Annotated in this window: 12 protein-coding genes and 1 pseudogene; 10 read left to right on the forward strand and 3 right to left on the reverse strand. The window is 70.5% G+C overall.

The features are described from left to right. Positions 1-91: 91 nt before the first annotated feature. The 3 genes and pseudogenes from ACFOX0_RS21355 to ACFOX0_RS21365 form a co-directional block, all read left to right on the forward strand. Positions 92-211 (forward strand): annotated as a pseudogene (locus tag ACFOX0_RS21355) (RloB domain-containing protein); the annotation flags it as partial. 173 nt (positions 212-384) lie between these two features. Next, positions 385-630: a hypothetical protein gene (locus ACFOX0_RS21360; RefSeq protein WP_377549105.1), complete on the forward strand. Its 246-nt coding sequence runs from the start codon at positions 385-387 to the stop codon at positions 628-630. A gap of 163 nt (positions 631-793) precedes the next feature. Next, complete coding sequence (locus ACFOX0_RS21365) at positions 794-1,705, forward strand: hypothetical protein (protein ID WP_377548786.1); 912 nt, start codon at positions 794-796, stop codon at positions 1,703-1,705. A 57-nt stretch (positions 1,706-1,762) separates the two neighbouring features. Here the strand turns inward: ACFOX0_RS21365 and ACFOX0_RS21370 are convergent, their stop codons facing one another. Together ACFOX0_RS21370 and ACFOX0_RS21375 are read right to left on the reverse strand one after the other, a co-directional pair. Further along, positions 1,763-2,131: a nucleotide pyrophosphohydrolase gene (locus ACFOX0_RS21370; RefSeq protein WP_377548788.1), complete on the reverse strand. Its 369-nt coding sequence runs from the start codon at positions 2,129-2,131 to the stop codon at positions 1,763-1,765. A gap of 66 nt (positions 2,132-2,197) precedes the next feature. Continuing rightward, a complete protein-coding gene (locus tag ACFOX0_RS21375) occupies positions 2,198-2,557 on the reverse strand; it encodes a VOC family protein (protein ID WP_377548791.1) in 360 nt (119 codons plus the stop codon). 205 nt (positions 2,558-2,762) lie between these two features. Between ACFOX0_RS21375 and ACFOX0_RS21380 the strand changes: the two genes are divergently transcribed. From ACFOX0_RS21380 to ACFOX0_RS21410, 7 genes are all read left to right on the forward strand, one after another. Beyond that, entirely contained in the window at positions 2,763-3,956 is a 1,194-nt protein-coding gene (locus ACFOX0_RS21380) for a DUF418 domain-containing protein (RefSeq protein WP_377548793.1), read from the forward strand. 306 nt (positions 3,957-4,262) lie between these two features. Beyond that, the gene (locus ACFOX0_RS21385; protein ID WP_377548795.1) at positions 4,263-5,258 is read left to right on the forward strand and encodes an SDR family oxidoreductase; all 996 of its coding nucleotides are present in this window, start codon (positions 4,263-4,265) and stop codon (positions 5,256-5,258) included. An 18-nt stretch (positions 5,259-5,276) separates the two neighbouring features. Next, complete coding sequence (locus ACFOX0_RS21390; RefSeq protein WP_377548798.1) at positions 5,277-6,638, forward strand: condensation domain-containing protein; 1,362 nt, start codon at positions 5,277-5,279, stop codon at positions 6,636-6,638. Further along, complete coding sequence (locus tag ACFOX0_RS21395) at positions 6,635-6,964, forward strand: phosphopantetheine-binding protein (RefSeq protein ID WP_377548801.1); 330 nt, start codon at positions 6,635-6,637, stop codon at positions 6,962-6,964. Before ACFOX0_RS21390 ends, ACFOX0_RS21395 begins: the two co-directional genes overlap by 4 nt. Continuing rightward, a complete protein-coding gene (locus ACFOX0_RS21400; RefSeq protein ID WP_377548804.1) occupies positions 6,961-8,181 on the forward strand; it encodes a cytochrome P450 in 1,221 nt (406 codons plus the stop codon). The genes ACFOX0_RS21395 and ACFOX0_RS21400 overlap by 4 nt, the downstream gene beginning before the upstream one ends. After that, positions 8,178-9,383, forward strand: a complete 1,206-nt coding sequence (locus ACFOX0_RS21405) for a condensation domain-containing protein (protein ID WP_377548807.1) — start codon at positions 8,178-8,180, stop codon at positions 9,381-9,383. The genes ACFOX0_RS21400 and ACFOX0_RS21405 overlap by 4 nt, the downstream gene beginning before the upstream one ends. Further along, a complete protein-coding gene (locus ACFOX0_RS21410; RefSeq protein WP_377548810.1) occupies positions 9,380-10,774 on the forward strand; it encodes an AMP-binding protein in 1,395 nt (464 codons plus the stop codon). The genes ACFOX0_RS21405 and ACFOX0_RS21410 overlap by 4 nt, the downstream gene beginning before the upstream one ends. A gap of 113 nt (positions 10,775-10,887) precedes the next feature. On the opposite strand, the gene ACFOX0_RS21415 is transcribed toward ACFOX0_RS21410, so the two are convergent. Next, positions 10,888-11,298 carry a hypothetical protein gene (locus ACFOX0_RS21415; protein WP_377548812.1) on the reverse strand — a complete coding sequence of 137 codons (411 nt, stop codon included), beginning with the start codon at positions 11,296-11,298 and terminating at the stop codon, positions 10,888-10,890. Between the last annotated feature and the right edge of the window lie 207 nt (positions 11,299-11,505).

Consider the following 11,505-nt stretch of genomic DNA (forward strand, 5'->3'; position numbering starts at 1 on the left):
GCCACTCCCCCGCACACGGACTCCGCCGCCAGCGCTGCCCGTTTGGATTCGCGGAAAGCGCAACGTCCCGTCCGGGCCCTTTGACGAACAGATGCTCAGCGACGAGGCCTGGGCGGTCTGCGACGTCGACCAGTTTCCGACCGCGCAGGCAGACGCGGAGGCCACGGCATCCCGCGTCCGCCTCGCCTGGTCGAACCCCTGCTTCGAGATCTGGCTGCTGCTACGCCGTCGTCACCTGCTCCGCCTGACCCACCCCCGTACCGCCGGCGGGACCGGCCCGGTCCGCCGTCCGCTCCTCCCAGCCCGCACAAGGAGGCGTCATGCGTATCGACGAGCTCGACGAAGCCCTGCGGTTCATGCCGCCGGCCCTGCACGACCCGCCGGTTGGAACCGCGCTCCGGGGGCGTCCACGGCCAGGTCGGCCGGTGGGCCCGAACCACCGGCCCGCTCGTCGCGGCCACCGACGCGAGCTGGAAGGACCGGGCCGGTGGTTACGCGTACGTGGTCAGCGACGGTCGGTGGGGGTTGCGTCCCCGGTCGACCGGGCCGCTGGACCCGACCGGGCCGTCCCGGGTGCTGATCAACGAGCTGCGGGCGGTGGACCTGGGTGGTGACCTGCTGGCCGCCTGAAACCGGATGCCGATTCCAGGCGCGAAATGACATAGCCAGCGGCGATCACAGCGTTGACCGCCCTTCCCTTGAGCAATAGCCTGCAGTCGATGACCGTGGCACGGGGCTTGGGTCGTCACCATTCGGGGAGGACAATATGCGATTCCGTAGACGAATGACGATGGTGGCCGGGCTGGTGCTCGGTCTTCTGGCCCTGTCGGGGCAGCCGGCTCAAGCCGCCTATTACAACACCTACAGCACCATCGCCAGCACGCCTAATACGAGCTGCTGCACCGGGGTACAGGGCTTCGCCGCCGGATCCACCTACCTGTACTCAGTCAAGAACCACACCAATTACGACGACCTCGCCGTCATCTACCGGGTCAACAAGACCACCGGTGAGCGGGTACTGATGACCAACGGCACCAACGGCGGGACGACCAATACCTGGCTCGGGCACGCGAACGACATGACGATCGTCGACATCGACGGTCAGCACCACCTGTTCGTCGTCACCATGGAAGCTACCGGCGCGCAGCTGGTGAGGCTGCGCTACGACGGCACCACCTACTACCACGCCGGGTCGTACCAGGTGCGTCTCAACGGGGCCGTGGCGGCGCCGTCCGGGATCAACCGGGTGACGGTCACCAGCACCACGATCACGTTCATGTTCAAGAGCGGCCGGACGGTCTACAACGGCAGCCTCCCGCTGCGCGCCTCCTCCGGGACCATCGACCTGACCAAGGCGTTCGACCTGCAGGTCGAGGGCGCCCTGGTCAACGGCGCCCCGGTGTCGGATCTGGGGACCTTCGCCAACCAGGGATTCTTCTACGACGCGACCAAGAAGGTCCTCTACTATCCGCTGACCAAGGACAATCGCAGCATCGTGCTCGTCTACCGAAACGTGTCTCCGACGACGACGGGAACCGCACCCGCGGCCACCGACCTCTCCTTCCGCATCACGTCCTCGGCATACACGACATTCGAGATCGAAGGCGTCGGACTCAGCGACGGCAAGCTGTACTTCAGTACGAACCGGGCGAATTCGAGCGGTTCCAACGACGGGGTCCACATGTTCAACGGCTACGTCGCATAATACGCACGACGGCCTGGACTCGCTGTGGCTCGCTGATCGAGCCACAGCGAGTCCTCGCTACGTGACCGGCGGCTGATCCCGGGGGGCCTTGGCGGCCGAGCCGCGGGCCCGTTCGACCGGATACCGGACCGCCGAATCGGCCAACTTGTCGGCCGCCGCCGCGAGCAGGTCGACACCGAGCACGTCCGCCAGCCGGACCAGGTAGATCGTCACGTCGGCGATCTCGGCCCGGACCCGGGCACCGTGCTCGGGATCGGCCATCACCCGCGCCGACTCCTCCGGGGTGAGCCACTGCAGCTCGGCGAGCAGCTCACCCACCTCACCGGCCAGCGCCATGGCCAGGTTCTTCGGCGTGTGGAACGGCTGCCAGTCGCGTTCGGCAGCGAAGGCGCGTACCCGCCCGGTCAACTCCTCGATGGTCTCCACCCCGGCATGGAAACACAGCGCGGGCGTTTCGGCGGCGACCTGCGGGCCGCGTGACGTCGCCGGTCGTCAGATCGGCCTGGTCAGGTTGAGCATGTTGCCGTCCGGGTCGAGGACGTGCGCGACCCGCTGGCCCCACGGCATGTCGTTCGGCTTGCCCGGCACGGTGCCGCCGGCCGACTCGACCACCGGCAGCAGCGCGTCGACGTCCGCGACGTCGGCGCTGAGGATGATCCGCACCGGCGACCCGGTCTCGGTGGCGTCGTTCTGCACGATGCCGAGCGCGGTGTCGCCGATCCGCAGCTCGACGAAGAACTCCGGGCCGTCGTCGGGCACCCGGAGGGTCTGCGTCGCGCCGAGTACCCGTTCGTAGAAGGCGCGCAGGCGGGGCAGGTCGGGCGTGCTGACGACGGGCTGGATCGAGGTCATCGGAAGTCTCCTCCACGGTCGGTTGTCCAGCGGTAGGACCGACCGACCGCCCGGAACTCATCGGCGCCCTAACTGCACTAGTGCAGTGACGGTATCCGGAGGGCAAATACGGGGGACAGCCTTACTATCGGCGACACCACTGGAAAAATACGCTGTACGGCATGACTGGTTTTCATTCCACTGTGGTCCGGCGAGGCGGGATGCCATGAGTGCGCTCCGACCTGATCAACAGGGCCGTGCCCTGCACGTGTCCGCCGCACCCGACAACGGCGCCCGGATCACCGTGGTGGACGCGTTGCGCGGGAGCGCGCTGCTGCTCATCCTGATGGCCAACGTCTGGTTCTTCAGCTCCGGGTATACGTTCCACCTGGTCGCCGATCCGGCGTACGGTGCGCTCGACCGGCTGGTCGAGGGCGTGGTGGAACTGCTGTTCGCGATGAAGGCGTACCTGCTGTTCTCCTTCCTGTTCGGCTACAGCTTCACCCTGCAGCTCGACTCGGCGGCCCGGAGTGGGGCGGTCTTCAAACCGTCGTTCCTGCGCCGGCTGTCCGGCTTGTTCGTGCTCGGGGCGCTGCACGCGGTGCTGCTGTTCCAGGGCGACATTCTCACCACGTACGCGTTGCTCGGTCTGCTGCTCCTCGCCGTGCGGCGGATGCAGCCGCGCACCGCGCTGGTCACCGCGGCGGTCATCGTGGGCGTGATCGCGTTCCTGGTCGGTGTGGCCGCGGTACTCGGTGCCGCGATGGTGCCGGACGAGGCCGCCGCGCTCGCCGCCGGTGCGCGTTCGACGGAGGCCCTGGGCGGCGGGCTCGGTGATGTCATCCTGGAGCACCTGCGCACGTTGCCGGGGATGTTCGGCGCGCTTGTCGTGCAGGGACCGTTGGCCTTCGCCGCGTTCCTGGTCGGGCTCGCCGCCGGCAAGCACCGGATGCTCGCCGCCGTGCACAGCCACGACGACCTGCTGCGCCGGTGCGAACGGATCGGCTATCCGGTCGGTCTGGCCGGCGCCACCATGTTCGTGATCGGCGGCGGCACCGCGAATGCCACCGGCCTGATGGTCAGCATCGTCACCGCGCCGTTCCTCGCGGCGGCCTACGCCGCGACCCTGCTACGGCTGTTCAGCCGGCGGTCGCGCATCGCGGACGCGTTGGCGCCCGCGGGACGGATGGCGCTGACGAACTACCTGAGTCAGTCGCTCCTCTGCGTGCTCGTCTTCACCGGGGTCGGGCTGGGCCTGGCCGGTCACGCCTCGGCGGCCCTGACGGTGCTGATCGCACTGTCCATCTTCGCGGTGCAGGTGGCGGCCAGCGCGTGGTGGATGCGGCGGTTCCGGTACGGCCCCGTCGAGTGGGCGTTGCGCGGGTGGACCCACCGGAAGCGGCCCGCCATGCGGCGATAGTCACTCGACCTGAAAGTGGATCGACGAGGCCGGTTGCGCGCTGCACGGCCGGTCTCGTTCGCCAATATCGGGCAGTTTGTCGAGCGGGCTGCGCTTGACGGCGCCCTGGTCGCCTGGCCGGGGCGGATTTCCGCCAGGCCAGCGGCATTGCCGTTAACCCACCGAGCACACCTTCGTGCGCTCGCGTCCGAACGATCTCGAACGATCTCGAACGGTCCGGTGTGAGCCAGGCCGTTGATCCGCGGCCGACAATCGGGCGGCGACTCGGGTCGGCCGACCGGCCGGCATTCGACCAGGGAGTGTGCGATGAGTGTGATCCTGCTGACCGGGGCCAGCGGAGCCGTCGGCGCCGCTGTGCTGGCTGCGGCGCCCGCGGGTCGCGTCGTCGCGCTGTCGCACCGCGGCGTGGTGGCCGGCCGAACTGTGGCCGGCGATATCACCGCCACCCGGCTGGGCCTGGACCGGTCGGCGTACGCCGCCCTCGCCGGTGAGGTCGACACAGTTATCCACTGTGCCGGCGCGACCGACTTCACCGCGCCCGCCGAGGAGTTACGGGCGCTCAACGTGGACGGCACCCGGCACGTGGTGGCCTTCGCCGCTGACGCCGGGGCGCGACTGGTGTTCGCGTCCACCGCGTTCGTCACCCGGCACGCGACGGCGGCCCGGATGGCCCGCCCGTATCTGGAGTCCAAGCTCGTGGCCGAGCAGATCGTCCGGGCCGCCGGGCTGCCCGGGGCCATCGCCCGCATCGCGGTGGTAATGGGCGACTCCCGCACCGGATGGATGAGCCGGTTCCAAGGGCTGCACTCCACCGTAGATGCTGTTCTGCGCAACCTGTTGCCGGTCCTGCCGTTCGCCGCCGAGGCCTCGATCGACGCAGTGCCGTGCGACGTGGTGGCCCGGGCAATGCTCACCATCGCCGATGGTCCACCCGCCGCACCACCATGTGAGCATTGGCTCACCGCTGGAAACGCCGCGCTGACCATTGAGCGCATGGTGGGTCTGACCGCCGAGCGGGGTACCGCGCTGGGGTTGACCGTTGGCCGGCCCAGGTTCGTCGGCCCCGCCCTGATCGACCGCGTGGTCCGGCCGGTGTACATCGATCCGCTGCCGTCGCCGCAACGCCGCAAGTTCGACAACCTGATGTCGCTCGCGTCGCTGTTCGACCAGGCGCCGCCGTTTCCCAGCACACTCGGCGAACTGGTGGCCGCGCCCACCACCGCCGACCTGGCGACCGCCTTCGCCGCGACGGTGGACTTCCTCGCCGCGCGGCGCGGCCTGGTCGCCGCCAACCTGCCCTGACATACCGAAGGGATCCCCGTGACCGAAACCACCGAGGCACCCTTGTCGTACGCCCAGCAGCTGCTCGCCGCGTTCGCCGCCCGCGACGGTGGCGGCGTGTACGGCGACGGCTTCGTCAACTGGTGCGCGCACGAGTTGGCCGGCCCACTCCGTCTCCCCGACCTGCGAAGGGCCCTCGACGCCCTGGTGGTACGGCACGGCGCGCTGCGCACTGTGGTGGTGCGCGACGAGGGCTTCCCGTACCAGCGGGTGGGCGCGCCCGCGCCGGTGCCGCTGAGCGTGCACGAGGTGCTGACCGACGACGCGGACGAGCGGCTTGCCGCCACCGCCGAAGTCACCGCCGAAGCGCTGACCCAGCCGCTGCCGTCCGACCGGATTCCGCTGGTCGCCGCGCACCTGGTCCGATTCGGCCCGATCGATTCCGCGCTGATCCTGCTCATCCACCGCACGGTCGCGGACGGCTGGACCATGCAGGTGGCGATGCGGGACGTGCTGGCGGCGTACGAGCGGCTGCGCTCCGGCAGCGACCCGACCGGCGACCCCGTCCCGCAATACGCCGATCATGCCCTGGCTGCCACAATGCCCGGGCGGGAGAAGCGGCTGCGCGACGCCATGCCGTACTGGCACGAGCGGCTCGCCGGGGTCCGCCGGGTCGGCATCCCGCCCGACCGGCCCCGGGACCCGCGAAGCCCGGCGCCGGTCAAGGCCCTGTACACCTTCGAGCTGGACGATGCCACCGTGACCGGACTGCACCGGCGGGCCAGGGCGTTGCGCACCACCGACTTCACACTGCTGCTGACCGCGTACGCGGCGGCCCTCGCCAGCCGTACCGGTGCACCGCGGGTGGTGGTACCGGTGCTGTCCGCCGGCCGGTCCGCCAGCGAGTGGGACAGCATCGGGTTCTACCTCAACGGGCATGTGCTGCCGATCGACCTCGGCGGTGACCCGACCGGCGTCGAGGCGGTCGCGCGGGTGCACCGGGCGAACGCCGAAGCACTGGCCAACGACGTACCGCTGATCCGGGTCCTGGAGGAGCTGCCCGACCTGGCCGAGGCGGCGTTCGACGCGCGGGACGTGGTACCGGCGCCGATGCAGCTGTGCCGGCCGATCCCGCGGTCCGAGCGGGCTGCCACCGTCACCTGTCGCCGGCTGGCGTTACCGCCGCGGATCGTTCGGGAGGAGCCGGTGATGCCGGTCGACTTCCTGTGGGTGATGGAGCCGTACACCTCCTTCGTCGTGCGGGTCACCTATCAGCCAGCCATGTTCGACGAAGCCACTGTGGCAGCCGTCGCGGCGGTCTTCCGTACCGCGTTGGACCGGATCGTCGCCGCGCCGCACGAGCCGCTGCCGTTACCTTCGACCCCGGCAGTGGCGCGATGAGCATGCCGCGCGAGGAGTTGAAGCTCAGTACGGCGTACCAGCCGCCGGGCGACGACCTGCAACGGCGCCTGGCCGACCTGTGGAGCCAAAAGCTGGGTGTCGCGCCGATCGGGCTGCACGACGACTTCTTCGAACTGGGCGGCGACTCGCTGCTCGCCGCCGACCTACAGCTCGCCATCGACCGGATGCTCGGTGTTGAGATACCGACCTGGACGCTGTTCCTGACCCCGACCGTGGCCGAGCTCGCCGCGACCGTCGTTGAGGCGCTGGCAGGCGCGCAGCCGGACCAGCCGGCGACCGATCACGTCGCTGGGATGCACTGGTGACCGCCGGGCTGGCGCGCGTCGACCTGGCCGACCCGGATCTGTATGCCACCGGCGATCCCCATGCTGTGTGGCGGCGGCTGCGGGCAAGCGACCCCGTGCACTGGCAGCCGCCGACCGGTGGCCGGCCCGGCTTCTGGTCGGTCACCCGGTACACCGACGTCGACCGGGTGCTGTCCGACCACGCCACATTTACCAGCGAACGCGGTACCCTCCTCAACCTGCTCGGCCGCCCGGACCCGGCGGCCGGCCGCCAACTCGCCGCCACCGACCCGCCACGCCACGATCGGATGCGAGCACCGCTCCAGCAGGCGCTCAGCCCGCGCGCGGTCCAGCGTTGCGTCCCGCACGTGGCCGCTGCCGTCGACCGCGTCCTCGACCCGGTACGACAGGCCGCCGGGGGTGTCGTCGACCTCGTCCCGGTGCTGCGTCTCCTCCCGCTTGCCGCGGCCGGCCCGCTGCTCGGCCTGCCCACCCCGGACTGGCCCCGGCTGGCGACGCTGGCCGCCATGTGCGCCGCCGAGGACGACGCCGAGGTGCAGCTGCCCGGTGGTGTCGAGGCGACCCTGGCCCGCGGCCACCGGGAACTGTTCGCCTACTTCGCCGACCTGGTCCGGCAGCGGTCGCGCACTCCCGGCGACGACCTGATCAGCGTGCTCGTGCGGATGCGGTTCGATGGCGGGCCGCTGCGGCCCAGTGCGGTGGTGGCCAACTGCTACAGCCTGCTGCTGGGCGCTGCGGTGACGCTACCGTGCGTGCCGGCCGCCACGGTTGCCCACCTCGGCGCGACCGGCCGCTGGCGGGGTTTCGCGGACCAGCCGGACCTGCTCGACGACGCGGTGGAAGAGGCGTTGCGGTATGCCAGCCCGGCGATGCACTTCATGCGACAAGTGCGCAGCCCGGCCCGACTCGGCGACACGGACCTCAACGAAGGTGACGCGGTGGTGGCCTGGCTCGCCGCGGCCAACCGCGACCCGGCCGTGTTCGTCGACCCGGATCGGTTCGTCCCCACCCGGCGCCCCAACCGGCACCTGACTTTCGGCAGCGGCCGGCATTACTGCATCGGCGCGAACCTGGCCCGGCTGACCCTGCGGCTGCTGTTCGGGGCGCTGGCCCGCGAGTTCGCCGATCTCGAACCCGCCGGCCCGGTGGTACGCGTCCGCTCCACGTTCCTCGCCGGGATCAAACGGCTGCCGGTAACTCCACGGCGGCATCGATGACAATCCCCCTCACGTACGCCCAGGAATTGCTTGACGAGGTCGAGCGGCACGACCCGACCCGGATCCGCGGCCCCCGGTTCACCGTCGAACGCTCGTACACGGTGACAGGTGCGATCGACCCCGCCGTACTTGCCACCGCGCTCGACGATGTGGTCGTGAGACACGAGGCGCTGCGTACCGTCCGTGACGGCGCCGAGCAGCGGATCCTGCCGCCCGTCCCAGTCGGTCTCGACACCGGCGGTGGCGGCTTCGACGGCCCGTTGCCCGGCGGTCAGGTACCGGCGCTGCGGGCACGGCTGGTCGGCGGGCGGCTCGACCTCGCCGCTCATCACGGGGCTGCCGACCCGTGGTCTCTCAGCGTGTTAGCGCGTGACGTGGTGACCGCATACCACGCTCGGCTCGCCGGCGGACGCCTGGACGCGGCGGTGATGCAGTACGCCGACATCGCCGCCGACGACCGGTCGCCGCAGTGGCAGAAACGCATCGCCGAGGTCGTCCCGCGGTGGCGGGAACGGCTGTGCGGCCTCGGCCCGTCCGCCCCGCGAACGCTGTCCGGCGAAGCCGAACGGGCCTGTCCACTCGCCATGGTCACCTTCGCGCTCGGCGACGACCTGTGGCGAGCCGTCGGGGCCACTGCCCGGCGTGCCCGCAGCACGCCGTTCACCTTGCTGCTCGCCGCGTTCGCCGCGGCGATGTGCCCAGCCGGCGACACCGCCGAGGCCGTGCTGCCGGTCATCACACCTGGCCGGATCCCGTCGGAGTGGGACACGGTCGGCTTCCTACTCAACGTGCTCACCCTGCGGATACCGATGACCGGCGACCCGGACCCGGCCGACCTGCTCCGCCGGGTCGACGCCGCCTGCCGGCAGGCGTACGCGGACGATATCCCGCTGGTACCGGTGCTACGCGCGGTACCAGGCCTGCTCGACGTGCTCGTCGGCGCTCGGGCTGTCCCGGCCTTCCGGTACGTCGCCCGGCCGGACATGACGCCACCGATCGAGCAGCCACGCTTCACGTTGACGCCGCTGGGCGCCGAGACGCCGCCTACGGTGATCCTCGGTACGCCAATACTGGTCACCGTCCACCCCGGCGGCCGCGGGGAAGTCGCGTACGATCCGGGACTGGTGACCGCCTCCCACGTGGAACGACTGGTCGAGGCGTACCTCGCGGTCCTGCCCGCGTTCGCCGGGGCCGGTCGATGACCGACTACCCCGGGCACATCCTCGATCTGGTCGAGCCACCTCCCGCCAGCGGCCGTACCGCGATCCTCGACCGTACCGGCACGCTTACGTACGCCGAGCTGGACACCCTGAGCGCGGCCACCGCGGCGGCCCTGGCCGCCCGCGGCATCGGTGAGGGTGATCCCGTCGTGGTGCATGCCCGGCTGTCGCGGTGGGCGGTGGTCGGGATGCTCGGCGTGCTGCGAGCCGGAGCGCGGTACGTGCCGGTCGACGCGCTCTTCCCACCCAACCGCCAGCGGCACCTGGCCCAGGCCAGCGGCGCCACAGTCGCGGTGGCCGAACCCGGCCTACCACAGCGACTGCCCGGGCTGGCGTATGTCGATCTGGGCGACCTACCGGGTGAGCGGGTCGCGCGCCGGGGCCACTTGGCGTACACCTGCTTCACCAGCGGCTCCACCGGTCGCCCGAAAGGTGTCACGGTGTCGGCGGCCGCTCTGGCATATTCGACCGCCGCCCGGATCGCGGTCTATCCGGATCCGGTACGGGCATTCCTGCTCTGCTCGTCGATCTCGTTCGACAGCTCGGTCGCGGGGATCTACTGGACGCTGGCCTGCGGGGGGACGTTGGTGATCCCCAGCGACCGGGCGGCTGACCTGGTGGCCCTGGGCCGCGCCGCCCGCCGCCACCGCCCCAGCCACCTGCTGCTGCTCCCGTCGCTGTACTCGGTGGCGCTACGCGGCGGCCTCGCCGACGATCTGGCCGGCCTGTCCACTGTGATCGTCGCGGGGGAGGCATGTCCGCCGGCGCTGGTCGGCGAACACTACCGGCACCTTCCCGCGACCCGCCTGTACAACGAGTACGGACCGACCGAGCACACCGTGTGGACGACCATGCACGCCTGCACGCCGGCAGACGCCGAAGGCCGTACCGTACCCATCGGTCGTCCGATCCCCGGCACCACCGTCCGCGTCGTCGACGACGTGCTGCACGTCACCGGTCCGGGACTCGCCGAGCTCGACACGATCGCGCGGCACGACATCGACGGCGTGCCCTACCACCGCACTGGTGACCTGGTAACTCGGCGGGAGGACGGCGTACTGCACTGGCTCGGGCGCGAAGACGACCAGCTCAAGCTCGGCGGCGTGCGGCTGGAGCGGGCCGAGGTCGAGCACGCGCTCGCGACAGCCCCGGGTGTCGCCGCCGCGGCGGTGGGTGTCGCGGGTGGACAGCTGGTCGGCTACGTGACGCCGAGCGAACCCGGCCAGCTCGACCGGGGCGCGGTACGGCGGCACATTCTCAGCTCACTGCCCGCGGCTGCACTGCCTGCCCGGCTGGTGGCAGTGGACGCGTTGCCAACCCACCCGAACGGAAAGATCGACCATGCGACCCTGGACCGTCGCGCCGCGACTTGATCTTGAGAGTTGTCGGGCCAAAACAACGTCAGCGTCGGTCAGCGACGTGAAGGAGATCCAAGTTGCCGGGTGCCGCGACCGGAGCTGGCGTTGTTTTGGCCCGGAGACGACGACTAGAGCCAACTGCCGCAGCGGCGGTCGGTGTTGGCGTCGCTGGTGCAGAGCCTCAGGCTGACGCCGCTCTGGTAGAAGCCGTACCACTCGCCCTCGGCCCAGTCGCCGACACCGCCGGTCGCCTCGTTGATCTTGACGCCGCTGGACGAGGTGGCCGGCGACCTGAGCCAGACCTCGGCGCGGCGACCGTCCTTGGCGGTGTCCGACGCGAAATAGCTGACTCCGGTGCCGGAGGAGTCCACACAGATGGTCCAGTCCATCTCGGCGCCGGTGATGCGCTGGGTGCCGTAGCGGCACGAGGCGACGGAGCTGGCGGGGCTGGCGGAACTGGCCGAAGCGGTCGCGGGAACGGCCACCACCGACAGTCCGGTGATGACGGCGGCCGCGATGGTGGTGCCGACCTTACGCATGTCAACCTCCGGTGGGTGTGCGACTCGCGCCTCGTGCGGCGCGGCGTGAATCCAATGATCGACAATCATCACGACGTTCGCCTTGGCAGTGGCTGCGGCGTTCTTGACTGTTCGTGCAGCCGCCCCGTCGATGATCTCCGTCCGGCACGGGGGCCGGTCTCCACCCTGGCACGGAAACAGTAGTGTCGGATCAACGACGTACGGTTG

The organism is Micromonospora zhanjiangensis, from assembly GCF_042650605.1.
Classification (GTDB): Bacteria; Actinomycetota; Actinomycetes; order Mycobacteriales; family Micromonosporaceae; genus Micromonospora_J; species Micromonospora_J zhanjiangensis.

Bases quoted from the DNA above. Each gene is read 5' to 3' on its own strand.
- ACFOX0_RS21385 (WP_377548795.1), top strand. From the start codon at position 4,263: ATGAGTGTGATCCTGCTGACCGGGGCCAGCGGAGCCGTCGGCGCCGCT.
- ACFOX0_RS21415 (WP_377548812.1), bottom strand. From the start codon at position 11,298: ATGCGTAAGGTCGGCACCACCATCGCGGCCGCCGTCATCACCGGACTG.
- ACFOX0_RS21405 (WP_377548807.1), top strand. From the start codon at position 8,178: ATGACAATCCCCCTCACGTACGCCCAGGAATTGCTTGACGAGGTCGAG.
- ACFOX0_RS21375 (WP_377548791.1), bottom strand. From the start codon at position 2,557: ATGACCTCGATCCAGCCCGTCGTCAGCACGCCCGACCTGCCCCGCCTG.
- ACFOX0_RS21410 (WP_377548810.1), top strand. From the start codon at position 9,380: ATGACCGACTACCCCGGGCACATCCTCGATCTGGTCGAGCCACCTCCC.
- ACFOX0_RS21380 (WP_377548793.1), top strand. From the start codon at position 2,763: ATGAGTGCGCTCCGACCTGATCAACAGGGCCGTGCCCTGCACGTGTCC.
- ACFOX0_RS21395 (WP_377548801.1), top strand. From the start codon at position 6,635: ATGAGCATGCCGCGCGAGGAGTTGAAGCTCAGTACGGCGTACCAGCCG.